Origin of the sequence: Aureimonas mangrovi (assembly GCF_014058705.1) — a bacterium.
GTDB classification, from domain to species: Bacteria; Pseudomonadota; Alphaproteobacteria; order Rhizobiales; family Rhizobiaceae; genus Aureimonas; species Aureimonas mangrovi.
This window is the reverse complement of record NZ_CP059692.1, coordinates 1,520,280-1,546,841: the sequence shown is the minus strand read 5'-3', so window position 1 is coordinate 1,546,841 and position 26,562 is coordinate 1,520,280. Positions and strand designations below refer to the sequence as shown.

General features: G+C 67.0%; 27 protein-coding genes. 7 read left to right on the top strand and 20 right to left on the bottom strand.

Annotated elements, in window-relative coordinates:
• The first annotated feature begins 80 nt into the window (after positions 1-80).
• A complete protein-coding gene (ubiA, locus tag H1343_RS07165) occupies positions 81-1,082 on the top strand; it encodes a 4-hydroxybenzoate octaprenyltransferase (protein WP_185985541.1) in 1,002 nt (333 codons plus the stop codon).
• Positions 1,083-1,091: 9 nt separating this feature from the next.
• Here ubiA and H1343_RS07160 read toward each other — a convergent pair whose 3' ends face one another.
• The 11 genes from H1343_RS07160 to H1343_RS07110 form a co-directional block, all read right to left on the bottom strand.
• Positions 1,092-1,667 carry a DUF6101 family protein gene (locus H1343_RS07160; protein WP_425484638.1) on the bottom strand — a complete coding sequence of 192 codons (576 nt, stop codon included), beginning with the start codon at positions 1,665-1,667 and terminating at the stop codon, positions 1,092-1,094.
• Between the two features lie 175 nt (positions 1,668-1,842).
• On the bottom strand, positions 1,843-3,282 hold the full coding sequence (locus H1343_RS07155; protein ID WP_185985202.1) for an FAD-binding oxidoreductase: 1,440 nt from the start codon (positions 3,280-3,282) through the stop codon (positions 1,843-1,845).
• A 16-nt stretch (positions 3,283-3,298) separates the two neighbouring features.
• The gene (locus H1343_RS07150) at positions 3,299-4,264 is read right to left on the bottom strand and encodes an L-threonylcarbamoyladenylate synthase (RefSeq protein ID WP_185985201.1); all 966 of its coding nucleotides are present in this window, start codon (positions 4,262-4,264) and stop codon (positions 3,299-3,301) included.
• A gap of 70 nt (positions 4,265-4,334) precedes the next feature.
• Positions 4,335-5,813 carry a glycoside hydrolase family 25 protein gene (locus H1343_RS07145; RefSeq protein WP_185985200.1) on the bottom strand — a complete coding sequence of 493 codons (1,479 nt, stop codon included), beginning with the start codon at positions 5,811-5,813 and terminating at the stop codon, positions 4,335-4,337.
• Positions 5,814-6,181: 368 nt separating this feature from the next.
• Positions 6,182-8,308 (bottom strand): glycine--tRNA ligase subunit beta, encoded by a 2,127-nt coding sequence (gene glyS, locus H1343_RS07140; protein ID WP_185985199.1) that lies wholly within the window; start codon positions 8,306-8,308, stop codon positions 6,182-6,184.
• A 76-nt stretch (positions 8,309-8,384) separates the two neighbouring features.
• Positions 8,385-9,278 (bottom strand): KPN_02809 family neutral zinc metallopeptidase, encoded by an 894-nt coding sequence (gene ypfJ / locus H1343_RS07135; RefSeq protein WP_185985198.1) that lies wholly within the window; start codon positions 9,276-9,278, stop codon positions 8,385-8,387.
• A 208-nt stretch (positions 9,279-9,486) separates the two neighbouring features.
• Positions 9,487-10,428 carry a glycine--tRNA ligase subunit alpha gene (locus H1343_RS07130; protein ID WP_185985197.1) on the bottom strand — a complete coding sequence of 314 codons (942 nt, stop codon included), beginning with the start codon at positions 10,426-10,428 and terminating at the stop codon, positions 9,487-9,489.
• A 91-nt stretch (positions 10,429-10,519) separates the two neighbouring features.
• Entirely contained in the window at positions 10,520-10,702 is a 183-nt protein-coding gene (locus H1343_RS07125) for a hypothetical protein (protein ID WP_185985539.1), read from the bottom strand.
• A gap of 84 nt (positions 10,703-10,786) precedes the next feature.
• Positions 10,787-11,647, bottom strand: coding sequence for a S49 family peptidase (locus H1343_RS07120; RefSeq protein ID WP_246333437.1), 861 nt, complete (start codon positions 11,645-11,647; stop codon positions 10,787-10,789).
• Between the two features lie 69 nt (positions 11,648-11,716).
• Positions 11,717-12,502, bottom strand: a complete 786-nt coding sequence (locus tag H1343_RS07115) for a methyltransferase (RefSeq protein WP_185985196.1) — start codon at positions 12,500-12,502, stop codon at positions 11,717-11,719.
• The gene (locus H1343_RS07110; RefSeq protein WP_185985195.1) at positions 12,489-12,707 is read right to left on the bottom strand and encodes a putative signal transducing protein; all 219 of its coding nucleotides are present in this window, start codon (positions 12,705-12,707) and stop codon (positions 12,489-12,491) included. Before H1343_RS07110 ends, H1343_RS07115 begins: the two co-directional genes overlap by 14 nt.
• Before the next feature lie 154 nt (positions 12,708-12,861).
• Between H1343_RS07110 and H1343_RS07105 the strand changes: the two genes are divergently transcribed.
• The 4 genes from H1343_RS07105 to moaB all read left to right on the top strand — a co-directional run bounded on the left by H1343_RS07105 (position 12,862) and on the right by moaB (position 17,337).
• Positions 12,862-13,875 carry a polyprenyl synthetase family protein gene (locus H1343_RS07105; RefSeq protein ID WP_246333435.1) on the top strand — a complete coding sequence of 338 codons (1,014 nt, stop codon included), beginning with the start codon at positions 12,862-12,864 and terminating at the stop codon, positions 13,873-13,875.
• Between the two features lie 159 nt (positions 13,876-14,034).
• Positions 14,035-15,867: a tetratricopeptide repeat protein gene (locus tag H1343_RS07100; RefSeq protein WP_185985194.1), complete on the top strand. Its 1,833-nt coding sequence runs from the start codon at positions 14,035-14,037 to the stop codon at positions 15,865-15,867.
• Positions 15,868-15,878: 11 nt separating this feature from the next.
• Complete coding sequence (locus H1343_RS07095) at positions 15,879-16,808, top strand: 4-(cytidine 5'-diphospho)-2-C-methyl-D-erythritol kinase (protein WP_185985193.1); 930 nt, start codon at positions 15,879-15,881, stop codon at positions 16,806-16,808.
• Positions 16,795-17,337 (top strand): molybdenum cofactor biosynthesis protein B, encoded by a 543-nt coding sequence (moaB, locus tag H1343_RS07090; RefSeq protein WP_185985192.1) that lies wholly within the window; start codon positions 16,795-16,797, stop codon positions 17,335-17,337. Before H1343_RS07095 ends, moaB begins: the two co-directional genes overlap by 14 nt.
• On the opposite strand, the gene H1343_RS07085 is transcribed toward moaB, so the two are convergent.
• The gene (locus H1343_RS07085; protein ID WP_185985191.1) at positions 17,334-17,858 is read right to left on the bottom strand and encodes a glycosyltransferase family protein; all 525 of its coding nucleotides are present in this window, start codon (positions 17,856-17,858) and stop codon (positions 17,334-17,336) included. The genes moaB and H1343_RS07085 overlap by 4 nt on opposite strands.
• A gap of 119 nt (positions 17,859-17,977) precedes the next feature.
• Here H1343_RS07085 and H1343_RS07080 point away from each other — a divergent pair, with 119 nt between their 5' ends.
• Positions 17,978-19,129: a PA0069 family radical SAM protein gene (locus H1343_RS07080; protein ID WP_185985190.1), complete on the top strand. Its 1,152-nt coding sequence runs from the start codon at positions 17,978-17,980 to the stop codon at positions 19,127-19,129.
• Between the two features lie 117 nt (positions 19,130-19,246).
• Positions 19,247-19,936, top strand: a complete 690-nt coding sequence (locus H1343_RS07075) for a ribonuclease HII (protein WP_246333431.1) — start codon at positions 19,247-19,249, stop codon at positions 19,934-19,936.
• Between the two features lie 207 nt (positions 19,937-20,143).
• On the opposite strand, the gene H1343_RS07070 is transcribed toward H1343_RS07075, so the two are convergent.
• From H1343_RS07070 to H1343_RS07035, 8 genes are all read right to left on the bottom strand, one after another.
• Positions 20,144-20,626, bottom strand: a complete 483-nt coding sequence (locus H1343_RS07070) for a F0F1 ATP synthase subunit B family protein (RefSeq protein WP_185985188.1) — start codon at positions 20,624-20,626, stop codon at positions 20,144-20,146.
• Positions 20,619-21,248, bottom strand: a complete 630-nt coding sequence (locus H1343_RS07065) for a F0F1 ATP synthase subunit B (RefSeq protein WP_185985187.1) — start codon at positions 21,246-21,248, stop codon at positions 20,619-20,621. The genes H1343_RS07070 and H1343_RS07065 overlap by 8 nt, the downstream gene beginning before the upstream one ends.
• Before the next feature lie 73 nt (positions 21,249-21,321).
• The gene (locus H1343_RS07060; protein ID WP_185985186.1) at positions 21,322-21,546 is read right to left on the bottom strand and encodes a F0F1 ATP synthase subunit C; all 225 of its coding nucleotides are present in this window, start codon (positions 21,544-21,546) and stop codon (positions 21,322-21,324) included.
• A 65-nt stretch (positions 21,547-21,611) separates the two neighbouring features.
• Positions 21,612-22,361: a F0F1 ATP synthase subunit A gene (locus tag H1343_RS07055; protein ID WP_185985185.1), complete on the bottom strand. Its 750-nt coding sequence runs from the start codon at positions 22,359-22,361 to the stop codon at positions 21,612-21,614.
• A gap of 76 nt (positions 22,362-22,437) precedes the next feature.
• Positions 22,438-22,797 carry an AtpZ/AtpI family protein gene (locus H1343_RS07050; protein ID WP_185985184.1) on the bottom strand — a complete coding sequence of 120 codons (360 nt, stop codon included), beginning with the start codon at positions 22,795-22,797 and terminating at the stop codon, positions 22,438-22,440.
• 74 nt (positions 22,798-22,871) lie between these two features.
• The gene (locus tag H1343_RS17190) at positions 22,872-23,897 is read right to left on the bottom strand and encodes a cell wall hydrolase (protein WP_246333422.1); all 1,026 of its coding nucleotides are present in this window, start codon (positions 23,895-23,897) and stop codon (positions 22,872-22,874) included.
• A 230-nt stretch (positions 23,898-24,127) separates the two neighbouring features.
• Positions 24,128-25,531 (bottom strand): ribosome biogenesis GTPase Der, encoded by a 1,404-nt coding sequence (gene der, locus H1343_RS07040; protein WP_185985182.1) that lies wholly within the window; start codon positions 25,529-25,531, stop codon positions 24,128-24,130.
• A 20-nt stretch (positions 25,532-25,551) separates the two neighbouring features.
• Positions 25,552-26,547 carry a tetratricopeptide repeat protein gene (locus H1343_RS07035; RefSeq protein ID WP_185985181.1) on the bottom strand — a complete coding sequence of 332 codons (996 nt, stop codon included), beginning with the start codon at positions 26,545-26,547 and terminating at the stop codon, positions 25,552-25,554.
• Between the last annotated feature and the right edge of the window lie 15 nt (positions 26,548-26,562).

The following is a 26,562-nucleotide window of genomic DNA, read 5'->3' as shown; positions in this document are numbered from 1 at the left end:
GCGCCCGCCTTGCCGGTCAAGCGTGGACTCGGCGAGGAAACGGCTTGACGCGCGCCGCTTTCCGGCCTTTCTCAGCACCCATGCAGAACTGGCACGACCGCACGGTCGCATCCGGCGAGCGCGTGGTCGACGCGCCGTCGCAGAATTGGGTCTACCGCGCCTTGCCGCGCGCCCTTTGGCCCTATGCGCAGCTGGCGCGCTGGGACCGGCCGATCGGCTGGCAGCTTCTCCTATGGCCGTGCTGGTGGTCGGCGGCACTCGCGCCGCAATGGGCGGCGGCCTCGGCCGTCCACACCGGCCTGCCGAATTTCTGGCACCTTCTCCTCTTCGTCATCGGCGCCATCGCCATGCGCGGAGCGGGCTGCACATACAATGACCTCGTGGATCACGAGATCGACGGGCGCGTGACGCGCACGCGCTCCCGCCCTTTGCCCTCGGGCCGGGTGACGCGGCTGAACGCCAAGCTCTTCCTCGTCGCCCAGTCGCTCGTGGGCCTCGCGGTGCTCGTCCAGTTCAACCTCTTCGCCATCGGGCTCGGCATCGCCTCCCTGGCCACGGTTGCGATCTATCCGTTCCTGAAACGCGTGACGGACTGGCCGCAGGTCGGCCTCGGCCTCGCCTTCTCCTGGGGCGCGCTGATGGGATGGGCGGGATACTGGGGCACGCTCGGCTGGGCGCCCTTCGCGCTCTATGTCGGCGCGGTGCTTTGGACCGTGGGCTACGACACGATCTACGCGCATCAGGATCGGGAGGACGATGCGCTGGTGGGCGTGCGCTCCACCGCCCGCCTTTTCGGCGAGCGCACCAAGCCCGCGCTCGCAATCCTCTATCTCGGCACGATCCTGTGCTTCGCACTCGCCTACCAGCTCACCGGCGGGACGAGCGGCGGGCCCGCATGGCCCGCCTACGCGGCACTGGCGATCGGCGCAGGCCAGATGATCTGGCAGATCTGGTCGCTCGACATCGACGATGCCGAGCAGTGCCTCGCCCTCTTCAAGTCGAACAACCTCTTCGGCTGGATCATCTTCCTCGGGCTGATCGTCTCATCGCTCTGGATGCTCTCCTTCCCGACCCACTATTGAAGCGAGAGGTCAGGAACGGGCGATGATCTCTTCGCCGCTGACGCAAAGGCGCATGCCAAGGCCGCCCGGCTTACGGCGCGCGAGGAAGCGCGGGCGGCGGTTCTTCGGCACCGCGCGCCGCCGCGGCATCGGATCGGCGGTGCGAACGCGGCCGAGCGTCTCCTCAAGCGGTACGACGGAGCCGTCCGCCTCCACCATCAGCATGGCCAGCCCGAAGAGCTCCGACCAGCCGCGCCAGTCGGCGGCGACGTCGAAGAGATCGCTCGCGACCAGAAGCGGCACGCAGAGCTTGGGGTTCTCGTGGTGCAGTTCCAGCGTGACCGTCACCTTGCCCTCGCCATCCTCCATCGCGCGGGCGGCGACACCCTTGAAGGCGTTCGCCGGCAGGGCGATCGAGACGGGCACGCCGCTGTGGGCGAGACGACGGCGCACGACGGCGCCGCGATGGTCAATGCGGTAGCCGACGACCTCCTCGCCGTCCATCATCTCGAAGACCTGGCGACGATCGGCGAAGGCCGGGTCGACGCGGATGGGAACGCTCGCCCATTCGGGACGGTGCGGAAGAGTGCTGGTCAGCGAGCTCATGGTCGAAACCTCTGCCTGTTGTTCCGGAAATGCTTCCGGTCCTGTCGATCCGGCCGATGTTTCCCGGCTCGGATAACTGCAGGCTACAGGGGGGCTGTTTCGCTCGACCTAAGAAAGTCGGTTAAGTCTTCCTGCATGCGCTCAAGGTTATCGAAAACGCAATTTGAACGAAACTTTAGAGAACCTTACCGGGATTCAAGATCGAGTAAGGATCGACGGTCGCCTTGATGGCGCGCATGAGCGCCATCTCGGCCGGCTCCTTGGTGCGCGCGAGTTCCTCGCGCTTGAGCTGGCCAATTCCATGCTCGGCCGAGAAGCTGCCTGAAAGGCCGGCGACGACGGCGTGGACGATCGCATTCATCTCGTGCCAGCGATCGAGAAAGACAGCGGAATCCATCCCGACCGGCTGCGTCAGATTGTAGTGGATGTTGCCGTCTCCCAGATGCCCGAACGCGACGATGCGCACGCCCGGCATCGCGGCCGTCACCGCTGCCCCCGCCTCGCGCAGGAAGCGGGGCACCTCGGCCACGGGCACGGCGACGTCGTGCTTGATCGAGCCGCCCTCGGGCTTCTGCGCCCAGCTCATGGCCTCGCGCATGCGCCAGAACGCTTCGGCGTCGGCGCCCGACTGGGCGATCGCGGCATCCTCGATCTCGCCCGCCTCGAAGGCCTCCGACAGCACGCGCTCCATCGTCTCGCGCGCGTCCTCTCCCGAGCGCTGCGACGAGATCTCGAGAAGCACGTACCATCCGTGCGGCTCGCCCATCGGGTCGCGGGCGCCTTGCGTGTGGCGCAACGTGAATTCCATGCCGATGCGCGCCATCAGCTCGAACGCCGTCAACTGGCCGCCCGCCAGCCCCTCCGCGCGCCGCAGAAGCGCGATCGCTTTGTCGGGCGAGCGCAGGCCGACAAAGGCCACCTCGCGCCCCGCAGGCTTGGGAAAGAGCTTGAGGACGGCGGCGGTGATAACGCCAAGCGTGCCTTCCGAGCCGATCAGGAGATGACGCCAATCGTATCCGCGATTGTCCTTCTTGAGGCGACGCAGGCCGTTCAGCACTTCGCCGGACGGCAGCACCGCCTCGATCCCGAGGCACAGATCGCGGCTGTTGCCATAGGCCAGAACGCCCGTGCCGCCTGCGTTGGAAGCAAGGTTACCTCCGATCTGGCACGAGCCCTGCGAACCGAGCGACAGCGGATAGAACAGCCCGGCCTCGTCCGCCGCCTCGTGCACGTTCTGAAGGACAGCGCCGGCTTCGACGGTCATCGTGCGCCCGACCGGATCGACCTCGCGGATGCGATCGAGGCGCGACAGCGACAGCACCACCTCCCCCGGGCCGCGCGGCATCTGGCCGCCGACGAGACCGGTGTTCCCGCCCTGCGGCACGATGGGGGTGCGAGTCTCGCTCGCCAGGCGGAGGACCGCGGAAACCTGGCCGACATCGGCCGGGCGCAGAACCAGCCGACCATCGGCCGCGAAGAGATCGCGCGGCTCGTGCATGTAAGGCGCGATCATGCCCGGCTCGCTCAATGCGTTGGCCGGCCCGACGATCTCGCGGAAGCGCTCGATCACCGCTTCGTCGAGCGGCCTGCCCTTTGTCTCTCCCCTCGCGTCCATGACCCTCCCTTTCCTGTCATTCACGCGGCGCAGCGGCGCGCCGCAAGCGGTCGTTGATCGCCTGTCCGAGCCCCCTCTCCGGGATCGGCGCGACGGCAATGCGCTCGATCGCCGGATCGTCGAAACCGGCGAGTGCGGCGAAGAGCCCCGCCGCCGCCTCGCGCAGATCGCCTGCCTCACTGAGATTAACGAGCGCCGCCGCCTCGCCGGCGCCCGGCACCTCCTGTGGACCGAAGGCGAGAAAATGCTCGCCCGGCTCCACGTTTCGCGCGCCGAGCCGCACTCTCCCGGAAGGCGCGTAGTGCGACGACATCTGGCCGGGCGCTTCGATACCGCCGCCCGACGCGGCCAGAATTTGCGCCCCTGTCGCGGCCTCGACCTCTTCGACGGTCAGCGCGCCGGGCCGCAGGAGACGGATCCCGTCCGCCTCGACCTTGAGGATCGTCGATTCGAGACCGAGGGCGCATAGCCCACCGTCGAGGATGAGCTCGATCCGTCCGCCGAGCGTGCGTCGAACCTCCCCGGCGCTAGTCGCGCTGACGCGGCCAGAGGCGTTGGCGCTGGGTGCCGCGAGCGGTCTACCGAGCTTGGCAATGATGTCGGAAGCGGCGCCGCGCGGCATTCGAACCGCGACGCTCGAGAGCCCGGCCAGCGCCAGCGGATGCACGGGCGACCCCTCCTCCAGCGGCAGGACGAGCGTCAGCGGACCGGGCCAGAACAGATCGGCGAGCCGTTCGGCGCTAGCATCAAACCGCGCAATCCGGCGTGCCATCTCGCGATCGCTCACGTGAGCAATCAGCGGGTTGAAGCTCGGCCGACCCTTCGCCTCGAAGATGCGCGCGACACTCTCGCCGCGCGTGGCGTCGCCGGCCAGGCCGTAGACCGTTTCGGTCGGCAGCGCGACGAGACCGCCGGCCGCCAGCACACGAACCGCCTCGGCCTCGGCATGCGGATCGTTCAGGGAAAGGGTACGCGTGTCCATCACGCGGCAAGCCATAATGCGGAAAGACCCGCGCTCCAAGCGCGGGCCGGACGTGTCCCGCGAATGTCGACTACCGGAAGGCGGATGCGATGCGGCTGGTCACGCTCGAAAGCGCCCAGCCGCCCTTCTCTTCATCGTCGAGCGACGAACGCCGCTCCGGCTCGGGATGGGCAGCCGCTTCGCGGAGGCGCTCCGCGATGCGAGAGTGGGCGTCGACCCGCGCCTGCGCCAGTTCATCGAGGCGTGCGGCGTTCTGCAGCGTTCCGGCGGCCGGCGTTTCCGGGGCCAGGATTTCCCGCACCTTGGACATATCGCCCTGAAGCTGACCGAACGCATCGATCATGCCGGCCGAGACATCCTGCGTGCGCAGCGGTGGCGCGCGGCGGACCTTGGCGTCGGCGGGCAGATCCGGCTCGACGCGCGGGGCAGTGGTCGTCAGCGCGGAGAGAACCGGGCTGCGGCCAGCCTGGGTGTGTTCGCGGCGCGCAACCTCCGTCAGGAGTTGAAGCGGATCAACGTGGCTGCCGCCCGACTCTCCGCTCGGCCCGTAGGCGGCAAGCATCGCGCCAGGTCCCTCGTCGTCCGCATTGTCATTGGCGGCGACGATCGAGCCGACGGCCTCAATCGAATCGCCGGCCTTTGCTGCCGCACTCGCGATCAGCGCGTCGGAGTTCGGGTGCATGGGCGGCGCTGGGGCGTCGCCGACCAGATCGGCGAAGGGCCACGCCTCCTTCAGTTCGGCCACCGTCAACGGCGAGACGTTCACGTCGATGTCGGTCTTCGTGCCCTGCACGCGATAGGGGCAGGAGCGGCCGTTGCAATTGTGCATGGATGCGAACTGCCACAGCGCGTAGCTGGGCCACGTTTCCTCCGGGAACATGCCGGTGATGTCGTCGCGATAACGCGCGTACCAGAGCGGCAGGCGCGACAGCAGGGGATAATCCGAAGCGTTCTTCGAGATGTAGGCGGCGGTGCTGCCATTGGTGTAGAGCACCGGATAGCGCCCGACGCGGATCTTGATCTGCTCGGCAAAGATTTCCGCGTCCGCGAGCGACATCCAGGCGTCGGGATCGTTGTCCTCGATGTCGAGGGCGATCAGCTCGTCCTCCTCGGGCTTGGCGAAGTCGATGAAGTGGTCGGCCTGCTCGCGCGGATTGCCGGGGCGGCCGAGATGGTAGGCGCCCCATTTGAGGCCAAGCATCTTCGCCATCTCGCGGCGGGTGAAATAGAGCTCCTGCGTGACGGAGTACTTCCACCAGCGGTTCTTGCACAGGCGCTCGTCGTCTCCCGAAAGGCCTCGGCACGACCAGGCGGGCGGCAAACCGTCGGAAGCCTTCGAGATGAAGCCGGCGATCCGCTCGTCCGAGGTCATCTCCGCCCAATTGATCGGATTGAACTCATAGGCGTCGATCACGAGGGCCCGGCTCTCGTCTTTCCAGGGGCGATCCCATTCGGCCTGCGCGGGAAGCGCACCGAGCACCATCGCTCCGGCAACGAATGCCAACGACCATCGACCGGCGGCCGCGATGGCCACGCTCAACTTCAGCATACAGGAGTTCCCCTCGTCGTCACCGCCATCGCCGCCGCACCCCTGGCGGGAAGCGGCGAAGAGGTCGGTCGACCTGCCCCATGCGATCCGGCGTCATTCCCCAGAAAACGCGAGGAGGGGACGACCGGGAATGCGTACAGAGATTTCGGGCCCGGCCTGTCTCCGCAGAGGAGCCGGATGCGATTAAGTCCTTGTGCCGACAGTTTTTGTCAGGTTCCGGGCGACTTCGTCACGTTCCCGTGATTCATTGTGGCAGGCGTCGGTCCGGCGACCTCGACATTTTTTTCGGCCGAGCGCCTATCAAGCCAAATCTTGCTTAACGAAAGCTTGCCTGCGGCGCGACGGACCGTGGGAACCCGTGCGGCGGATCAACCGGCGATCCGCGAAAAGTCCGCGACGCGTTCGGTGGCCGACCGGATTCGCGCCAGCAACGCCAGGCGATTGGCGCGCAGCCCCTCGTCTTCCGCGTTGACGAGAACCTTCTCGAAGAACGCGTCGGCAGGGCCGCGCAACTTTCCGAGAGCAGCCGTCGCCTGCCGGTAATCCTCGGCAGCGAGCGCCGTGTCGAGCTCGCGTTCAGCATACTCGACAGCATCGAACAGCGCCGTTTCCTCCGCTTCCACGAGCACATCGCGCGAAACGGCGGGCGCGACTGCGGTGCCCTTCTTCTCTTCGGCGGCAAGGATGTTGGCCGAGCGGCGATAGGCGGCGAGGAGGTTGCGGCCGTCCTCGGTCTCCAGAAGCGAACCGAGCGCGGCGACGCGTTCCGCAATGTCGAGAAGGTCGTCCTTCGCACCCTCGCCCGAGCCGGACGAGAGAACAGCGTCGACGAGATCGTGCCGCGCACCTTCGTCGCGCAACTGCCCCTTCAGCCTGTCGTGGAAGAAGGAAAGGAGATCGCCCGCCGGCATCAGCGGTCCAAGCGGCAGGCGCAGGCGGTTGTCGAGGACGATGCGGATGACGCCGAGCGCGGCTCGGCGCAGCGCGTAGGGGTCCTTCGAGCCAGTCGGCTTCTCGTCGATCGCCCAGAAGCCGACGAGCGTATCGAGCTTGTCGGCAAGCGCGACTGCCACCGCCACCGGATTGGCTGGCACGCTATCGGTCGGCCCGAGCGGCTTGTAGTGATCCTCGATCGCCGCCTGCACGCTTTCGCTCTCGCCCTGGAGGCCGGCATATTTGCGGCCCATCAGGCCCTGCAGTTCCGGGAACTCGCCCACGGCCTCGCTGGTCAAGTCCGCCTTTGCGAGGACGGCTGCACGGCGCGCTTCGGCCGGATCGGCGCCGACGCTCGGTGCCAGCGCCTCTGCGAGCGCGGCGATGCGCTTCACCCGCTCGCCCTGCGTGCCGAGCTTGGCGTGGAAGGTGACGCCCAGCGCGTCGAGCTTGGCCATGCGCTGATCGAGCGGCCGGGCGAGGTCGAGCCCGAAGGCCTCCGCCGAGCCTTTCAGCGCGGCGACGTCCGGCAGGTCCTGCTGGTCGGTGTTCCAGAAGTAGAGCGCGTCCGAGAGCCGCGCGCGAACCACCTTGCCGTTGCCGCGCGCGATCTCGGCGCCGCCGTCGCTCGCCTCGATGTTGGAGACGAGGAGGAAGCGGTTGGAAAGCCCCTCACCGCCCATCTGCCGCGTCACGAAGCACTTCTGGTTGGTGCGGATCGTCAGGCGGATCATCTCCGGCGGGATGGAGAGGAACGCCTCGTCGAAGGCGCCCATCAGCACCACAGGCCACTCAACGAGACCGCACACTTCCTCCAGAAGCCCCTCGTCCTCGACGAGCTCAAGCCCTTGCGCAAAGGCGAGGTTCTGCGCGTCGGTGCGGATGACCTCCTTCCGGCGCTCGGCATCGAGAACGACGTGGGCCGCTTCGAGCTTCGCGACATAATCATCGAAACGCCGCACCATGATCGGGTCGGGCGCGTGGAAACGGTGGCCGACGGTGGTGTTGCCGGAGTGCAAGCCGTCGATCTCGAATTCCACCACCGCCGTCTCGCCTACTTCGGGGCCGAAAACGCACAGGATCGACTGCAACGGGCGTACCCAGCGCAAGGAGCCGGGGCGTGCGGAGGCAGGGCCCCAGCGCATCGACTTTGGCCACGGGAAATCGCGCACGATAGCCGGCATGAACTCGGCGACGATCTCTTCCGCGGGGCGGCCTGGCTTCACGCTCGTCGCGACGTAGAAGTCGCCCTTCTTGTCGCTCTGAATGCTCGCCTCCTCGATGGAGGCCAGGCCGGCAGCGCGCAAGAAGCCCTCGATGGCCTTTTCCGGCGCGCCGACTTTCGGTCCCTTGCGCTCTTCGCGCCGGTCCTTCGAACGCGCTTCCAGCCCACGGATGTCGAGCGTCAGACGGCGCGGAGTCCAGTATTCGCGCGCCCCCTCGTAGGTGAGCCCCGCCTCCACCAGAGCGTCGGTGACGAGCTTGCGCAGGTCGCCGGCGGCTTTGCGCTGCATGCGCGCGGGAATCTCTTCGGAGCGGAGTTCGAGAAGCAGGTCGGGCATGGGATCGCGTGTCAGGCTTTCGGGCGGGGTGATGTCGCGCGGGGCGAAACATCACGCCCGCCGTCCGAATGCAAGGCTAGAGCGCGCCTGCGAAGGTGTCGCAGCTCGCCGTCTCGCCGCTCTCGTATCCACGACGGAACCATGTCTGGCGTTGCTCGGAGGTGCCGTGCGTGAAGGAATCGGGCACGACGGTGCCCTGGCTGCGGCGCTGGAGCGTGTCGTCGCCGATCTGGCTGGCCGCGTTCAGCGCCTCGTCGATGTCCCCGTCATCGAGATACCCGTCCTGGTAGACGTCGTGCGCCCACACGCCGGCATAACAGTCCGCCTGCAACTCGGTCTGGACGGAGATTCGGTTCGCCTCCGCCTCGGGCAGCTGCTGGCGAAGCCGCTGCGTCTCCCCGAGCGTTCCCATCACGTTCTGGACGTGATGCCCGACCTCGTGCGCGATCACATAGGCCTGCGCAAAGTCGCCCGGCGCGTCGAGATCGTTCGCGAGTTGGCCGAAGAAACCGAGGTCGAGGTAGAGGCTCTGGTCGCGGGGGCAGTAGAAGGGGCCGGTGGCCGCTCCCGCGAACCCGCAGCCGGAGGAGACGGTGTTGGTGAAGAGCACCAGCGTCGGCTCGGGATAGGTCTCGCCCGCGGCCTCGAAGCGCGCGTTCCAGACGTCCTCGGTGTCGGCGAGGACTGTCGCGATGAAATCGTCCGTCTCATCGGCCGTGCCCTGAACACCCGGGCCCTGCGCGGTTCGGGTCGGTGCATTGCCGCCGCCGTCAGTCATTCCGAGGAGCGTCAGCGGATTGATGCCGAAGAAGAGCCAGAGCGCGCCAATGATGAGGAGAAAACCGATTCCGCCGCCGCCGCCGGCGCGGATCGGAACCCGCAAACCGCCGCCGCGACCACCGGAAAAACCGCCTCCCCCGCCTCGGCGGTCTGAGACGTTGGTGCTCTGGCGACGGCCTCTCCACTGCATGACCGGTTCCCTCGATCGTTGAGGACAGGCAGATAGAGCGGGGGGCCAGCCGGAACAGGTCCGACGGCCAGCGAGCTATGTGTCCGAGGCTTTCGGATCGCTTGCCACCCAATGCCATGACGACACCCAGCGCGAATGTCGTTCCCGAGCGCCGGTGCGGCGGGGAGAATGTCGTCGCCGGAAGGGCGAACGACCCGGGACACCTCGATCAGGCGGCGAGCAGCGCCCCGCCGGCTTCCGTCAGCAGAAATGCCTCGCCGCACGCCTTGGCGAGGGTGCGCACCCGCAGGATATAGCTTTGACGCTCCGTCACGGAGATCACCCCGCGCGCGTCGAGGAGGTTGAAGGCATGGCTCGCCTTGATAGCCTGGTCGTAGGCCGGCAACACGCAGCGGTGAAGTCCGCCCTTCTCGCCCGGCTCGCCCGCCTTCAGGATCGCGGCGCACTCGCGTTCGGCATCGTCGAAATGCGACAGCAGCATCTTCGTGTCGGCGATTTCGAAGTTGAAGCGCGAATACTCCTGCTCGGCCTGCAGGAAGACATCGCCATAGGTGACTTTCTCGTCGCCGTCGCGGCCGTTGAAGTTCAGGTCGTAGACGTTGTCGACGTTCTGGACGTACATCGCCAGCCGCTCGAGCCCGTAGGTCAGTTCACCCGCCACAGGCGCGCACTCGATCCCGCAGACCTGCTGGAAATAGGTGAACTGCGAGACCTCCATCCCGTCGCACCAGCATTCCCAGCCAAGGCCCCAGGCGCCGAGCGTCGGGCTCTCCCAGTCGTCCTCGACGAAGCGGATATCGTGGAGTGCGGTGTCGATGCCGATCGCCTTCAGGGAGCCGAGATAGAGTTCCTGCAGGTTCGAGGGGTTCGGCTTCAGGATCACCTGATACTGGTAGTAGTGCTGGAGGCGGTTGGGATTCTCACCGTAGCGCCCATCCTTGGGACGGCGCGAAGGCTGCACATAGGCCGCGTTCCAGCTCTTCGGCCCGAGCGCGCGCAGCGTCGTCGCCGGATGGAACGTGCCCGCGCCCACTTCCATGTCATAGGGCTGCAGGACGACACAGCCGTAATCCGCCCAGTAGCGGTGAAGGGCGAGAATCAGACCCTGGAACGAGCGTTCCGGGCGCATGTAAGGGGCAGTTTCGAGCATCGGGCGCCTGAGGTTGAAGCGGCTTCACCCGCTCGTGCCACGCGCGCCCGTGAAGGGTCAATGGCAGAGGATCGCGCGAAAGCGAGGTCCCTCAATCCTTGCGAAGGCGATACACGCCATCCTGGCCGCGCACGAGCGTGCCGTGCGCGCGGTTGCGCTGCTCGGCCTCCGCCTGCCGGTTGCGCTCGGTCACGCGCGCGGCATCCTTCTTCATCTGCTGGAAGCCGTAATAGGCGGCAGCACCTACAAAACCCAGAAGCAGCAGCGGAGGCATGAGATCGACCATGGGAAGAGACCTTCTGTCGCCGACTATGTTGAGCCAGAGCGGCGAAGTAAAGGCACTGCGATCAAAGCTCCGTCAAAGGCCGTAACGCGCCCACAGAGCGCGCTCCTCCGCCAGTGAGGCGATCTGTAAAACGGCGCCCGCGCCGATCGCGGCAGCGCTGCCTTCGATGCCCGGTGCCGGGGCCCGCGTTCCGAAGAGGCCGCGACGCGCCTGCATCATCACAGGTCGCACCTTATCGCCATACCGTTCGCGCAGAACGGAACGCAGGTCGCCGAGCCTGTCGACGAGGCCGAGCGCCCGGCCACGAGTGCCGGACCAGAACAGCCCAGAGAAGAGGTCCGGGTCGTCCACTAGGCGCCCGCCGCGGCGCGTCTTGACGAGGTCGACGAAGGTCTCGTGGATTTCGGCCTGCAGGCTCTTCAGATGTTCCACGTCCTCGGCGCGCTCGGGGCGAAACGGATCGAGGATCGCCTTGTTCGTACCGGCTGTGTGGACACGCCGCTCGACGCCGATCTTGCCGAGAAGGTCGACGAAACCGAAGCCGCCCGAGACGACGCCGATTGACCCGACGATCGAGGACGGATCTGCGACGATCTCGTCACCCGCGCAGGCGATCATGTAGCCGCCTGAGGCTGCGACATCCTCGCAGAACATGATGACATGCTTGTTCTTCTCGGCCGCCAGATCGCGGATGCGCTGGAAGATCAGACGGGACTGGACGGGCGAGCCGCCCGGCGAGTTGACCTGTATGGCGACCGCCGGCGCGTCCTTCATCGCGAAGGCCCGGTCGAGGAGCGGGGCGACGGAGGCCATCGAAACGCTCTGGCGCAGCGGCCCGCCTCCCGACATGATGGTTCCGTGAATGCGGACGACCGGAACGGCGACCTCGTCCTTGCGAAAGCGCTTCGGGAGGAGCCTTGTCGGGAATCTCACGGGGCATCGCCTTTATCTTGCTTCGATCCGGCGGATGTAAGAGCCACGGCGCTCCTTCGCAAAGGCCGGTCAGCGCCCCGCGGCAAGCGAAAGATGTGCGGCACCGTCGCCGATCTCACCCGAAAGCTCGTTCGCCGAACCGTCCGGCCCAAAGAGGACGACGGCCCGAAGGATCGACGGCGCGGCTCGCGAGCCGCGGCGCGCGCCGACGAGGAGGCGCGTCGCCGCCCCGGGCCTCGTGTGGACCGGAAGGATCGAGAGCGCCCCGAGCCTGTTCTCCAGTGCCGTGAAGACGGTCGGCAGATCAGCAGGTCGCACGATCGCGTGGAGACGACCGCGCGGAGCGACGAGCGCGGCCGCAACCCGCAGCCAGCGCAGGAGGAAATCCGGTCCTTCGACGTTCAGCGCGGCGCGGCGGCGTGGATCGGGCGAAACGCGATGATTGGCCGGATAGAATGGCGGGTTCGTCAGAACGAGATCGAAACCGCCATCGGCGAGACCGGCCGCCTCGCGCGCCGCGCGTCCGGCCAGCACGTCCAGCCGTGCGACCCGGCTGCGCGCGGCGAAGTCAGCGTTCCCGGCGAGCGAGAGCGTGCGCGCAAGTGCGGCGGCGCAGGCTTCGTCCCGTTCTGCGAGCACCACCCGAAGCGCGGGAGCAAGGGCCGCCGCGCCAAGCCCGACGGCGCCGGTTCCCGCGCCGAGATCAAGCGCGGTACCCTCCATGTCCTTTGCCACGGTCGCGGCGAGGAGCATCGCGTCGAGCCCGGCGCGGTAGCCGCCGACGGCCGGCTGGATGAGGGTGAAGCGGCCGCGATGAAAGCGGTCGGCCCGCTCGCCGGCCTCAGGAGAGCTCATGGCCGAGTTCGGCATCGCGCAGGATGCGGCGCGCCTGCTCGATGCGCTCGGCATCGACGAGGATGCGACGGGGGAGAATGCCGATCGAGCCGTCGAGGATGCTCATGTGGCTGTCCGCGACGATATGCGTGATACCGGCGTCTTTCAAAAGGGCGTCCACAAAGGAGATCAGGACGGCGTCGGTGGTGCGCATCAGCTCGAGCATGGGGCATGATGTCCACCAAAAGAGGGGCAGCCGCAAGGCATGCGACGCCCGGCAGCACCGCTTCGGCACCATACCCGATGCCCGGCGTTATGATCTTCCGCCTTGCCGTCGCCGTCGCGCGTGTTTATGCCGCGCGCAACAACGGAGGTTCGCCTTGAGCGTCGCCCATCCCAAGCCCGACGTCGCGGCCCGCCCCTCGGTCGCCGCGATCGCCGACCTGACGAAGGCGGACATGAGCCGCGTCAACGCGCTCATCCTCTCGATGGCCGGCTCCAACGTCGAGCTGATTCCGCAGATCGCCGATCATCTCATCTCGTCGGGCGGCAAGCGCCTGCGCCCGATGCTGACCATCGCCTCCGCCCTCGCCTTCGGCTACCGCGGCGAAGCGCATGTGAAGCTGGCGGCGAGCGTCGAGTTCCTGCACACGGCGACGCTTCTGCACGACGATGTCGTGGACGAGAGCGATCTACGTCGCGGTCGCAAGACGGCGCGCATGATCTGGGGCAACCAGGCGAGCGTCCTCGTCGGCGACTATCTCCTCGGCCAGGCGTTCCGGATGATGGTCGAAGTGGGCGTGATGCGCGCGCTCGCCATTCTCTCCAATGCCTCGGCCGTTATTGCCGAGGGCGAGGTCTGGCAGCTTTCGGCGGCGAAAAGCATGGCGACGAGCGAAAAGGACTACATGGCCGTCATCGACGCCAAGACCGCCGCGCTCTTCTCGGCGGCAACGGAGGTCGGCCCCGTCATCGCGCAGGCCCCGCAGGAGGCGCAGGACGCGATGCGCCTCTACGGCCGCGATCTCGGCCTCGCCTTCCAGCTCGTCGACGACGTGCTCGACTATGGCGGCTCGGCCGACGCGCTGGGGAAGAATGTCGGCGACGATTTTCGCGAGGGGAAGATCACGCTGCCGGTGATCCTCGCCTATGCACGCGGCAGCGAGGAGGAGCGCGTCTTCTGGCGCTCGGCGATGGAGGAAGGCGAGAACGGCAATGACGCGCTGCGGCATGCCCGTTCGCTTCTGGCCGCTCACGGCGCCCTCGACGAGACGAAGGAGCGAGCACGCGCATTCGGCCGTTCGGCATTCGCCGCAACGCGGGCGGTGCCCGATCCCGCGGCGCGCGAGGCACTGGCCGATGTGGTCGCCTTCTGCATCGACCGCATCAATTGATACCTATCGCGGTCGTTGGCCGCAAAAACGTCTATCTGCTTTCCGACTCTGCCCACGCCCGGTAGATTTGCGGTGCCTTCGCCGCCTCAGGACCCTATCGACCATTCTGGAAGGCCCATCGTCGCTTTCGATCGGTCGATCGTGAAAGGATAACGATCCGTGCAGATCCTGCGCCTGTCCCGTCTAGCCCTTGCGGCCGCTCTCGCCTCTACGGCACTGGGCGGCACCGCCTTCGCCACGACGGCACGGGAGGCGCTGGCGATGAACGCCGAGACGCTTCCCGGCGCGTATCTCGCCGCCAAGGCAGCGCAGGCCGAGGGCGCTCTGGATGCGGCGGGCATCTATTTCGACAAGGCTCTCGAGATCGATCCTGAATCGACCACGCTGCGCCAGGAGGCGATGTTCGCCTATCTCGCCGAGGGCCGCTTCGACGATGGCGTGGCCCTTGCGCGGGATTTGGCCGACGATCCGGACGCCGGCAAGGTCGCGCGCCTCGCCCTCGGCATCGCCGCTCTTCGTGACGGGCGTGCCTCCGAAGCGATCGAACGGCTCGCCATCGAAGAGCCGAGCGAGCTGGATCAGCTCCTCATCGGCCATCTCGCAGCCTGGGCCGAAGCTGGCGACGGACGGGTCTCGGATGCCATGCAGCGCGTCGACGAGATCAACGGGCCGCCGTGGTTCCCGATCTTCAACCTCTACCAGCGCGCACTGATGGCCTCGCTCGACGGGCAGGACGACGAGGCGCGGCGCATTCTGAACGTCCTCCTCGACGACCGCACCTCGGTGCAGACCTCACCGGACGCCTATCTCGCCGCAGCCGAGGCACTGACGCAGATCGAGGCGCGTGCCGGGGACCGCGAGGCGGCGCTCGCGGCTGCACAGCGCGGACTGGAACTTGCCCCAACCTACGATCCGCTCCTGTCGCTCGAAGCGAAGATCGAGGCCGCCGGAGACGACGACGCAGCTCTGCGCGAGTCGATCGCCGCGCCCGTCAGGAGTGCCCGCGACGGCGCGTCGGAGGCCCTCTACATCCTAGGTCAGGCGATCAACCGTGGCGAAGGCCAGCAGGTCGCACTCCTTTATTTCCAGTTCGCCGACGCGGTCGCAGACGAGACCTCGCCCAAGCTTCTGACTGCGTTGGCCGGCATCGCCGAGCGTGCGGGGCGGATCGACGCCGCGATCGCCTACTACGAGCAGGTGCCGACCACTTCGCCCTACCGGCGCACGGCCGAGCTCCAGATGGGCCTCGACCTTTGGTACGCCGACCGCAAGGAGGAGGCTCGAGACCATCTGGAAAGGGCGGTTGCGGACTATCCGGACGATCTGCAGGCCCATCTCGCGTTCGCCGACGTCCTGTCCGCGAACAGGGACTATCGGCGGGCAGCCGAAGTTCTGGAGCGTGCGATCGAGATCGCGCCCGAGGACGGTGCCAACAACTGGAACATCTACTACCAGCGCGGCATCGCCTATGAGCGCCTGAAAGAGTGGGACCGCGCCGAGCCGAACTTTAGACGGGCTCTCGAGCTCTCGCCTGATCAGCCGCAGGTCCTGAATTATCTCGGCTATTCCTGGGTCGACATGAACCGCAATCTCGAGGAGGGCCTCGAGATGATCCGCACAGCCGTCGATCTGCGCCCGAATGACGGCTACATCATCGATTCTCTCGGCTGGGCCTATTATCGTCTCCAGCGTTTCGACGAGGCCGTCGAGGAGCTTGAGCGCGCCGTCCTGATCACGCCGTCCGACCCGACGATCAACGATCATCTGGGCGACGCCTACTGGCGGGTGGGGCGTCAGCGCGAGGCCCGCTTCCAGTGGGAACGGGCCTTGAACGCCAACCCGGCGCCGGAAGAAGACGTTGCCGAGAAGATCCGCGTCAAGCTGGACGAGGGTCTCGGTCCCGTCGGCTCAGACGTCACGCCCTCCTACCAGGACCAGACGGAGCCGCAGGCGCCCGAGGAGCGCGCCGAGGGCACGCAGCCGGCGCAGTAAGGAACGCCGCAATGGAAGCGGACGCGCTCGCGCCCGAGGCGACGAAGATCGGCACAAAGGCGATCCGCGCGCCCGCCAAGATCAATTTGTCTCTGCATGTCGTGGGGCTTCGCGAGGACGGCTATCACCGGATCGACGGTCTCGTCGCCTTCGCCGACCACGGCGACGAACTGACCATCGAACCCTCGCACGCCGACCGCCTGACGATCGTCGGGGCTTTCTCCGCGGGTCTTTCGGCGGACGACGACAATCTCGTTCTCAGGGCACTGCGGCTCGCGAGGCGGATCGCCGAACAAGCCGGTGATACGATCCCGCCGCTCGCGATCCACCTCGAAAAACGGCTGCCCGTCGCCTCCGGCGTCGGTGGCGGCTCAGCCGATGCAGCAGCGCTTTTGTCCATCCTTCTCGCCGATCACCCGCATCTGCGCGACGCCGTCGCCCGGGAGGCGGTGACCCTTGGCGCCGACGTGCCGATGTGCCTCGATGGCTTCGCCGCACGAGTCAGTGGGATCGGCGAGATGGTCGAGCCCGTCGCCGCCTTCGGACGGATGCCGGTCGTCCTCGTCAATCCCGGCGTTCCTGTGGAAACGCGCGCAGTCTTCGCAGGCCTCATGGACCGCAACAACGCTTTGCCGGCGGCTCTACCCGGCGATGGGTTCCGGGACGCCGAAGCGCTTGTCGGCTACCTTCGCAGCTGCCGAAACGATTTGACGCAGCCAGCTTTGTCCATCGCTCCCGCCATCGGCGAAGCGCTCGCGGCCCTCACGACGAGTGGCGCGGCATTGTCGCGGATGTCCGGCTCCGGCGCCACCGTGTTCGGCCTCTTCCAGACGATGGAGGAGGCCGATGAGGCAGCGGGTGCCCTCGCCCGCACCTTCCCGCAATGGTGGGTCGTTGCGACGACCTGCGGCAACGCAAGGCCAGGTGATGAGCGATCGTGATTTCCTGCCGCTTTCCATCGCGGTTCTGACGGTATCCGATACGCGCACGGCCGCCGACGATCGCTCCGGCGACACGCTGGAAAGCCTTTTGACGGAAGCCGGCCATCGGGTGGCGGAACGCCGCATCGTGGCCGACGACGTGGAGGCGATCCGTGACGCCGTGAACGGCTGGGCCGACGATCCGGCGGTGGATGTCGTCATCACCACCGGCGGCACCGGCTTCACCGGCCGAGACGTGACGCCCGAAGCCTTGGAGCCACTCTTCGAGAAGCGCATGGATGGCTTCTCCGCGATCTTCCATCGCATCTCGTTCGAGACGATCGGCGCCTCGACCATCCAGTCCCGCGCAACGGCCGGCGTCCTACGCGCAACCTTCGTGTTCGTGCTGCCGGGCTCGCCCGGCGCCTGCCGCGATGCGTGGGCCCATATCCTCAAGGACCAGCTCGACTATCGTCATCGGCCCTGCAACTTCGTCGAGATCATGCCGCGCCTCGACGAGCATCTGCGAAGGGGCGGTCGGTCGGCCTAAAGACCCGCCGCCGGTCTTCTCGCAGGCCGGATCAGTGCTGGCACGGGACCGGCGCGGACGGCTCTGGTCAATTCGACGAGACTGACGCGGCCCGAGCGCGCACGATCGCACAGGACCCGCCGACGCATCACGAGGCCGAGCCGCCACGGCCGTTTTCGGGCCGTCATGTCCGACAGCCGCGCGATGAGGGAACGATCCTCGTTCGTGAGGCGGCATGCATCGCCAGCGGCCGCGACCGTCGTCCCCAAAGCCTCGGCCCAGCCCGGCATCAGGGTCGCACCGGGTTCCAGAAGAAGCACCCACTCCCCTTTTGCACCGTGGAGCGCCCCCTCGAGCTCGTCGACGGGGCGCACCACGCAGCCCGCGTGTTCGGCGACGGCTCTCACATCGGCTCCCATGCCGGCATCGAGTATGACGACTTCGCGCAGTACGCCTTCCACGGCGCCGGGCACGAGCGATGCCAGCGTCATGCCGAGCGCGGCGGCGTCATTGTCCCGCATTTCCAGAAAAGCGCTGACCATGTCCCTCGATAACGCAACGGAACAAGCGAGGCCAGCGCTGCGCCACGGAACCCTTTTGTTCTTGTATTGTTCTCCCTCCGGCGTTAGGACTTCGTTAACACACCGAGGGAGTGCCTCTGATGCAGGAGATCATGGCAGCGGATCGCGCGGCCTTTGCGCAGAGCGATGGAGTCGAGATCGCCAATCGGATGCTGGCGCGGACACGGATCGACCCCGCGCGAAGGCGCGGGCGCGGTGCCGGCATCAATCCGAGCGGGCGTTTCGAACCCTTCGCCCGCTCCAGCTTTGACGACGGCTGGAGTTCGCTGGAAGACCTACCGGCCTTCAAGACCGACGTTCAGGTCGAGCGGCCACGCACGATCATCACCCGCAATACCTCTCCGGACATTTCCTTCGACCGCTCGATCAACCCCTATCGCGGCTGCGAACACGGCTGCGTCTACTGCTTCGCCCGCCCCACACATGCCTATATGGGCCTGTCGCCGGGCGTCGATTTCGAATCGAAGCTCTTCGCAAAGCCGGGCGCGGCATCGCTCCTCGAGGCCGAGCTTTCCAAGCCCGGCTACGAGGTCCGCACGATCGCGATCGGTACCAACACCGACCCCTACCAGCCCATCGAAAAGCGCTACGGCATCATGCGCGAGATCCTCGAGGTGCTGGAGGCCGCGAACCACCCGGTCGGCATCGTGACGAAGTCGGCGCTTGTCATGCGTGACATCGACATCCTGTCGCGCATGGCGTCCAGGGGCCTCGCGAAGGTGGCCATGTCGGTGACGACGCTCGATCGGCGGCTCGCCCGCACGATGGAGCCGCGCGCCGCCACGCCGACGCGGCGGCTGGAGGCTGTGAAGGCACTCAGCGAGGCGGGCGTACCGACGATGGTGATGACGGCGCCGATCATCCCCGGGCTGACGGACAGCGAGATCGAGCGACTTCTGGAGGCTGCGCGCGAAGCCGGCACCCGCGAGGCGGGCTATGTGCTGCTGCGCCTGCCGCTGGAGGTTTCGCCGATCTTCAAGGACTGGCTCCTGCAGCATTACCCGGATCGCTACCGGCACGTGCTCTCACTCCTGCGCTCGATGCGGGACGGCAAGGACTACGACGCCGAATGGGGCAAGCGCATGCGCGGCACGGGCCCGTACGCCATGCAAATCCGGCGACGCTTTGAACTCGCCGCTCGCCGTCTCGGCCTGAACGAACGACGCACCGCTCTGCGCACCGACCTTTTCACGGCTCCGAAGGGGGCTGGCGTCCAGCTGGCACTGCTTTGAGAAGACCGGCATGCCGATCGCCGTCCGCGTTCCTCGACGCGGCCGGTGCCGCCTTTCCCGCTTCATCGGCGGGAAAGGCTTGCGGAGAATCGGGCGATGGAGGAGCCTCGCCGCACCATGGCTTTCCTTCGACCCGATTCTCCGCGCAATTCGTCGACCGCTCGCGCTCGTCGCGCGCCTGCCGCAACGACTGTACCTGACTTTTCGCTTGAGGATGAGCGCCGGGCGCGGGGCGCACGCATCGTCGCGGGGGTGGACGAGGCCGGACGCGGCCCCCTCGCCGGGCCGGTGGTGACGGCAGCGGCTATCCTCGACCCACTCAACGTGCCTGATGGGCTGAACGATTCGAAGAAACTCGATGCGGCGGACCGCGAACGGCTGTTCCCGGAGATCCTGCGCTGGGCAAGCGTCTCGATCGCCTCCGCGAGCGCGATCGAGATCGACACTCTGAACATCCGGCAAGCGACGCTGCTGGCGATGGTGCGAGCCGCGCGCGGTCTCGGCACGCGCCCCTGCCATGTCCTGATCGACGGCCGCGACGTCCCCTCACCGCTCCTGCGCGAGGGCTCGGCCATCGTCGGAGGCGATGCGCGCTCGCTGTCGATTGCGGCGGCCTCGATCGTCGCCAAGGTCGCGCGAGACCGGATCATGACGCGGCTCTGCGCGCGCTTTCCGAACTATGGGTTCAGTCGCCACATGGGCTATGCGACGCCGCCGCATCTCGAGGCACTGCTGCGGCATGGCCCTTGCCCCTTCCACCGCATGAGCTTCCGGCCCATTCGCCAGGAAGAGCCCCTCCTGATCTGACCGATCGTCGGCTGCCTCGAACCCGATGCCATCGGCTGATCGTGGTGGACGCGGGAGAACAAAACGCCGTACCTGCTTCCGAAGCCTCGGCCGTTGGGGTTGGCCGTGCCGCAGCGCCTCACCCCAGCCCGCCCTTACTCCGACGCAAAACGCAAAACGCCGGCCCTCTGGACCGGCGCTCTCATTGATCAGGGTATCGACCGAAGCCTAGTTCAGGCGGCGGCGGATCTCCTCGATCGACTTCTGCGTCATCGCCGGGTCGGCGCCCGCATCCTTTTGCGAGATCACCCGCGTTGCCGCATCGATCGCGAGATTGACGGCAGAAGCGCGAACTTCCGCGATGGCATCGTTCTCGGCCTGGGCGATCTTCATCTCAGCCGAGCGCGTGCGGCGCTCGATGTAATCGTGGCTCTTGCTGCGTGCCTCGTCGAGAATTGCCTTGGCCTCCCGCTCGGCTCCTGCGACGATCTCGCGTGCTTCGGCCTCCGCTTCACGGCGCCGGCGCTGATACTCGGCAAGCTGCTGCTTGGCTTCTTCCTTCAGGTCGCGCGCCTCGTCCAGCTCGCGGCGAATGCGCTCCGCACGCCCGTCGAGCGACTTGGCGATCATCTTCGGCGCACCGAGATAGGCGATCAGCGCGAGGAAGAGAATGAGGCCGACAAGGGCCCAGAAACTGGAATCCTCAAGCATGACGCGCCTCCTGGCCCATTCCGGTCTCTCGAACGGCGGCGGCGACTTCCTCGCGCGTGACGTTCAGTCCGGTGAGTTCGTTGAGGATCGCCTCGGCAGTCTCCTCGGCGATCGCGTCGACGTCGGCCAGAGCCTTCGCCTTGATCTCGCCGATCCTCACCTGCGCGGCTTCGAGCCTGGCGTCAAGTTCGGCCTCCGATCTCTTGCGCTCGGCTTCCGCCTCCGCCTTGGCCGCGTCGCGCGCGTCCGACGCGATCTTGTGAGAGCGCTCGCGCGCCTCCGCCAAATCCTGCTCGTATGCAGCCTGAGCGGCGTCCGCGTCGGCGCGCATGCGCTCTGCGGCGTCGATGTCGAGCGCGATCCGGTCCTGACGGTTCTCGATGATGCCGGACAGACGCGGAACCAGCGTCTTCGACATCACCCAGTAGAGAAGGCCGAAGGTGATTGCGAGCCAGAGAAGCTGGGATGCGAAGAATTCGCTCTCCAGCGGCGGGAATCCGCCCACCTCCTCCTCGTGAAGCCCGATGGCTTCCGCGGTCGGCGGTGTCGGTGAATCAGTCAGGGTGTGCGCCCCGCCGACGTCCGGCTCACTTGTCTGCGCTTGCGCGTCACGGACAAACATCTGTCACTCCGGCGAAACTGACCGGCCGCCCCGAACGGGCGGCCGGAAACACGATCCTCTTTCTCGACTTCGATCAGACGAAGAGGAGGAGCAGCGCGATCAGCAGCGAGAAGATGCCGAGAGCCTCGGTCACGGCGAAGCCGAAGACGAGGCGGCCGAACTGACCGTCGGCAGCCGACGGATTGCGCAGGGCGCCCGTCAGGAAGCTCGAGAAGATGTTGCCGAGGGCCAGAGCCGTACCGGCCATGCCGAAACAGGCCAGGCCAGCGCCAATGTAACGTGCAGCGTCCGCTTCCATGTCAAACTCCTTCAATGGGATCGTGCGGGATAGTCACGCAGCCTCAGGCCGCGCGGTGCGGAAGATCAGTGATGCACGTGCAGCGCATCATTGAGATACATGCAGGTCAGAACCGCGAAGACGTAGGCTTGGAGGAACGAGACCAGAAATTCGAGCGCGGTGATCGCGATCGTCATGATCAGCGGCAGGACGGCACCGAAAATGCCGAGCGCACCGAGACTGCCGAGCGAGATGATGAAGCCCGCGAAGACCTTGAGCGTGATGTGGCCCGCCAGCATGTTGGCAAAGAGACGAACCGACAGCGACACTGGGCGCGAGAGGAACGAGATCACCTCGATCAGCGAGACGAAGGGCACCACGGCAGCCGGCACGCCGGACGGGATGAAGATGCGGAACCAGCCGAGCCCGTGATGGTAGATGCCGTAAACCACAACCGTGCCGATCACCAGCATCGCGAGCGCGAAAGTCACGATGATATGGCTCGTCACCGTAAAGAAATACGGGAACATTCCGAAGAGGTTGGCGACGAGAATGAAGAGAAAGAGCGAGAAGACGAAGGGGAAGAACCGCATCCCGTCCGACCCTGCGCCGTCTCGGAGCATCTTGGCGATAAACTCGTAGGCGAGCTCGGAAACCGACTGTGAGCGGTTCGGCACGAGGCCGCGCCCGCGGGTCGACCAGTAGAGGAACGCGGTTGTCGCCGCGACGGTCGCAACCATGAACAGCGAAGAATTGGTGAAGGAGAGATCGACGCCCCCGACTTCGATCGGAACAAGCCGTGAAATCTGAAACTGGTAGAGCGGATCGGTCGCCAAACGTCAGGTCCTCATGCTGGGTGCCCTTTGCCGGGCGCCACTCCCTTAGCGTCCCGAAACCAGCTTCGCAACACCTTCAAGGCGATGAATCGCCCTCGTTTTCGACCTTATCGGCGCTGTGTGGCCCGCGCTGGCCCGACTGGGAGCGAACCACGTTCAGAACTCCTGCGGCAAAACCGAGAAGCAGGAAGATGATGAGGCCGAAGGGCCCGGTTCCGGCGAAATAGTCGATGCCGTAGCCCAGAAGCGCACCGACGGCGATTCCCGAGACGAATTCGCTGGCGATCTTGAGGCCTTCGGCCATTCCGCGCATGCCACCGACACGCTGGGCCTGCGCCCGCGTCTCCACTTCCCGCCGCGCCCTGTGCACGCCGAGCTTCTCATCGAGGCTCGCGCGGCGCTCGGCCCACTGATGGTCCTCGCCCTTTTCGCTCATCGCACGCTCCGGAAATACGAGAGCGGGCGGCGCATCGGCACCGCCCGCGTCAAGTCATGTACTGCAGCCGAGCGTCAGTTCCAGCCGCCGCCGAAGGTGCGGTAGAAGACGTGCAGCCCGATCTTGTCGACGCGCTCCATCGCGCGGGCCCAGCGCGGGCGCACATAGGTCGCATGGTAATGCGTGGCCGAGCCGACTTCGGGAAGCCAGATTTCGCCCTTTGTGGTCGCCAGCGCGATACGTTCGGCCTTGGCGTAGGCTGCCTTGTTGGTGATGCGGTCGGGGATGCCGTCGCAGGCGAAGGAGAACTGGCAGCGATTGCGCATGTGGCGGTTCTGGTAGACGACGCCGCAGATCGTGTCCGGATAGGATGGTGCGCGCACCCGGTTCAGGATCACCTGCGCGACCGCTTCCTGGCCGCGCGACACCTCGCCGCGCGCCTCGAAGTAGATGCCGGTGGCGAGACAGGTCTGCTCCTCCTTGGAGAAGACGGCGGGTGACAGCGGTGTCGCGGCCCAGGAGTGGTCCTTCTCGCCGATCGGCGGGATGAACGCGCCGCCGCGATCCTGGAGGATGTCGTTGAAGCGCGACGATGCCGAAGGCCCGGCAGACGGTGCGTAGGCGAGCTCGGCGCCGTCATTGGCGGTGCTGCCCGGGCCCTGATCGGTGCGCAGTGCCGCCGTCATGACGCCCGCCGGCGCATCGACGCGGATGCCGCGGCGCATGAGATTGGCGGCCAGGCTCATGCGGGTGGAAATGTCCTGCGGGCCAGCCAGGGCGGTGCGCATCAGTTCGTCCCCCGCCACGAGGCCGCTGCCCAGAAGGCTCCCCCGGCTTGCGATCCGGCCCGCCTGAAACGGGCGGTCGCCGCGCTCGGCGACGAGCATCAGGACGCGGCCGCCACGCTCGGCCATGTTGGCCGGACCGCGATCCTCCCAGAGCCCGCGCGATTCGGAGACGAGCCCCTCGGCAAAGAGCGCCGCGTTCGCCTCCTCGACGACGGACGGACGGTCACCTGTGGAAAGGGACGTGGCGAGAAACGGGGTGAAGGTCAGCGACAGCGTCGCCAGCACGGTGACACGGGCGACCGCGGCCGCCATCGTCCTCTTGCTGCGCCCCAACGGTCGCCCCCCTCGTAGTCCCCTCGCCCGCATGGTCCGCTCCACATCACCTTAACGTGGAGCGATAATCGAGCATTAACCTTGTTTCTTGGTTAACGCATCGAAAATGGCGATCTGCGGGCGGCCTGCGCCCAGTCGGTTTTCGTGCTTCGTGTTTCACACGCGAGCGTGACATTCAAGCCACGATGGCTGGGATCGTGACCCGTGCCTTAACGCTTCTTCTTGGATGCGTAGGGATTGGCCGGCTTGCGCAGGTTGATGCGGATCGGAATCCCGGGCAGGTCGAAGGTCTCGCGCAGGCCGTTGATGAGGTAGCGGACGTAGCTGGTGCCGAGTGCCTCGGGTCGCGAGGTGGAGATCACGAAGGTCGGTGGACGGCTCTTCACCTGCGTCATGTATTTCACGTTGACGCGCCGCCCGGCGACCGCCGGAGGCGGATGGTGCGTCACCATCCGCTCCAGCCACTGATTGAGCCGCGCCGTCGAAACACGTCGGTTCCAGGTCGCGTGCGTGGCCGCGATCGCCTTCATCAGTCGGTCGAGACCAGCGCCGGTCTCACCCGAGATCGTCACGGCCTGAACGCCGCGAAGTTGCGGCAGAAGCCGCTCCGTCTTCTCGCGCAGATCCGCCAGCGTCGCCTGACGATCTTCGATCAAATCCCATTTGTTGAAGGCGATCACAGGCGCGCGCCCTTCGCGGGCGATGAGGTCGGCGATCTGCAGATCCTGCCGCTCGAAGGGTATCGTTGCATCGAGGACGACGACGACGACTTCGGCGAACTTGATGGCGCGCAGGGCGTCGGCGACGGAAAGCTTCTCGAGCTTCTCCTGCACCTTCGCCTTTCGACGCAGGCCCGCCGTGTCGAACATCTTCACGCGGCGTCCCCGCCATTCCCACTCGACCGAGATCGAATCACGCGTGATGCCGGCTTCCGGTCCGGTCAGCAGTCGTTCCTCGCCGAGGAAGCGGTTGATCAGCGTCGACTTGCCGGCATTCGGCCGCCCCACGATGGCGATCCGCAGCGGCTTGGTGTCGTCGTAGCTCTCGATCGGCTCGCCATCGGCATCGAACTCCACGTCGACGGACGCCTCGGCCTCCTCGCCCTCGTCCGCGAAGGCTTCTTCACCGAGCGCGGCGACGATCGCGTCGCGCAGGTCGCCCATGCCCTCGCCGTGCTCGGCCGAGATCGCGACAGGCTCGCCGAGCCCGAGAGTGAAGGCGTCGTAGAAGCCTTCGTCGGACCCTCGCGCCTCGGCCTTGTTCGCAACGAGCACGACGGGGCGCCCCTTGCGGCGCAGGAGATCGCCAAAGGAGAGGTCCTGCGGCGTCATCCCTGACTTGGCGTCGACGATGAAGAGCGAGAGGTCCGCCGCGTCGATCGCCGTCTCGGTCTGGGCGCGCATGCGGCCCTCGAGCGTATCGGCGCCTGCCTCCTCGAGACCAGCCGTGTCGACGATCGTGAACTCGATGTCGAGAAGCGAGGCCTCGCCCTCGCGCCGGTCGCGCGTCACGCCCGGCCGATCATCGACGAGCGCAAGACGCTTGCCGACGAGACGGTTGAACAGCGTCGACTTGCCGACGTTCGGGCGCCCGATGATGGCGATGGTGGGCATGGGCGGGCGCGCTTTCGCGATCAGGAGGGCGGCGTCGCGCCGGGAGCCTGCGGCTCGGCGGGCGCGGAAGGCTCGGCAGGGGTCTGCGTCTCGGGGACGGCAGGCGTCCCCTCCACCTCGTCGGCTGGTGCAGCCTGGCCGGCTGGCGCCTCGGGCGCGTCGGCCGGCGCGGCATCGGCGTCGGGCAGATCGAGCTGGTCGGCGAGCGGCGTCGACAACACCTCGTCGGCAGTCTCGGCCGGCGGCACCACATCCGCCTCAGCCGGCACTTCAGCGGCATCCGGAGCGGCGGGAGGCGTTTCGGCAGCCGGTGCCGCGGTGATCGGCGGAGCTGCCTCCAGCGTGTCGGCTGACGGCAGGACCGTGCCGGCAGCGATGAGATCGAGGATCAGACGTGCGCGCTGTGGCATCCCCGAGGGCGCACCGGCATCGCTCGTCAGCTGCTCGAAGAAGGGCTGTGCGGCCTCGCCGTCCCCAGCCTTCCAGAGCGAGAGGCCGAGCGCCTCGCGCGCCTGATGGCGCAGCGGCTCGCTTTCGCCGGTCAGGCGCTCGACGCGCTGGCGCACATCGTCCGGAGTGCCGGTATCGACGAGAATGTAGGCGGCACGAACGGCCGCCACGTCCCGCAGACCGCGGGGGGCGCCCGAGGCGTCCGTGACCTCGTCGAGCGCCGTCACCGCTCCCGAGAGATCGCCCGAGGCTTCAAGGGCGCCAGCCAGACGCAGGCGGGCGAGATGCGGATAAGCGCCGACGCCGTCGGATGCCAGTGCCTCGAAGCCTTCCGTCGCGCCGGCCAAGTCGCCGTTGTCGGCCATCTCGATGGCGGCCAGATAGCGGTCGCCGTCGGCCGCGGCCACGGAGGCACGATGGCGCTCCCACAGGACGTAGCCGATCGTGCCGAGGATCGCGACGACCACGAAGGTGATGACCAGCCAACCGAAGCGCGACCAGAAGCTGCGAACGCGCTCCTGCCGGATTTCCTCGTTCACCTCGCGGATGAAGGTATCGTCGCTCATCGGCCGCTGTCACCT

Coding starts and splice junctions, on each gene's coding strand:
- ubiA (WP_185985541.1), top strand. CDS start 81: ATGCAGAACTGGCACGACCGCACGGTCGCATCCGGCGAGCGCGTGGTC.
- H1343_RS07160 (WP_425484638.1), bottom strand. CDS start 1,667: ATGAGCTCGCTGACCAGCACTCTTCCGCACCGTCCCGAATGGGCGAGC.
- H1343_RS07155 (WP_185985202.1), bottom strand. CDS start 3,282: ATGGACGCGAGGGGAGAGACAAAGGGCAGGCCGCTCGACGAAGCGGTG.
- H1343_RS07150 (WP_185985201.1), bottom strand. CDS start 4,264: ATGGACACGCGTACCCTTTCCCTGAACGATCCGCATGCCGAGGCCGAG.
- H1343_RS07145 (WP_185985200.1), bottom strand. CDS start 5,813: ATGCTGAAGTTGAGCGTGGCCATCGCGGCCGCCGGTCGATGGTCGTTG.
- glyS (WP_185985199.1), bottom strand. CDS start 8,308: ATGCCCGACCTGCTTCTCGAACTCCGCTCCGAAGAGATTCCCGCGCGC.
- ypfJ (WP_185985198.1), bottom strand. CDS start 9,278: ATGCAGTGGAGAGGCCGTCGCCAGAGCACCAACGTCTCAGACCGCCGA.
- H1343_RS07130 (WP_185985197.1), bottom strand. CDS start 10,428: ATGCTCGAAACTGCCCCTTACATGCGCCCGGAACGCTCGTTCCAGGGT.
- H1343_RS07125 (WP_185985539.1), bottom strand. CDS start 10,702: ATGCCTCCGCTGCTGCTTCTGGGTTTTGTAGGTGCTGCCGCCTATTAC.
- H1343_RS07115 (WP_185985196.1), bottom strand. CDS start 12,502: ATGAGCTCTCCTGAGGCCGGCGAGCGGGCCGACCGCTTTCATCGCGGC.
- H1343_RS07110 (WP_185985195.1), bottom strand. CDS start 12,707: ATGCTCGAGCTGATGCGCACCACCGACGCCGTCCTGATCTCCTTTGTG.
- H1343_RS07095 (WP_185985193.1), top strand. CDS start 15,879: ATGGAAGCGGACGCGCTCGCGCCCGAGGCGACGAAGATCGGCACAAAG.
- moaB (WP_185985192.1), top strand. CDS start 16,795: ATGAGCGATCGTGATTTCCTGCCGCTTTCCATCGCGGTTCTGACGGTA.
- H1343_RS07085 (WP_185985191.1), bottom strand. CDS start 17,858: ATGGTCAGCGCTTTTCTGGAAATGCGGGACAATGACGCCGCCGCGCTC.
- H1343_RS07080 (WP_185985190.1), top strand. CDS start 17,978: ATGCAGGAGATCATGGCAGCGGATCGCGCGGCCTTTGCGCAGAGCGAT.
- H1343_RS07075 (WP_246333431.1), top strand. CDS start 19,247: ATGGCTTTCCTTCGACCCGATTCTCCGCGCAATTCGTCGACCGCTCGC.
- H1343_RS07070 (WP_185985188.1), bottom strand. CDS start 20,626: ATGCTTGAGGATTCCAGTTTCTGGGCCCTTGTCGGCCTCATTCTCTTC.
- H1343_RS07065 (WP_185985187.1), bottom strand. CDS start 21,248: ATGTTTGTCCGTGACGCGCAAGCGCAGACAAGTGAGCCGGACGTCGGC.
- H1343_RS07060 (WP_185985186.1), bottom strand. CDS start 21,546: ATGGAAGCGGACGCTGCACGTTACATTGGCGCTGGCCTGGCCTGTTTC.
- H1343_RS07050 (WP_185985184.1), bottom strand. CDS start 22,797: ATGAGCGAAAAGGGCGAGGACCATCAGTGGGCCGAGCGCCGCGCGAGC.
- H1343_RS17190 (WP_246333422.1), bottom strand. CDS start 23,897: ATGGCGGCCGCGGTCGCCCGTGTCACCGTGCTGGCGACGCTGTCGCTG.
- der (WP_185985182.1), bottom strand. CDS start 25,531: ATGCCCACCATCGCCATCATCGGGCGCCCGAACGTCGGCAAGTCGACG.
- H1343_RS07035 (WP_185985181.1), bottom strand. CDS start 26,547: ATGAGCGACGATACCTTCATCCGCGAGGTGAACGAGGAAATCCGGCAG.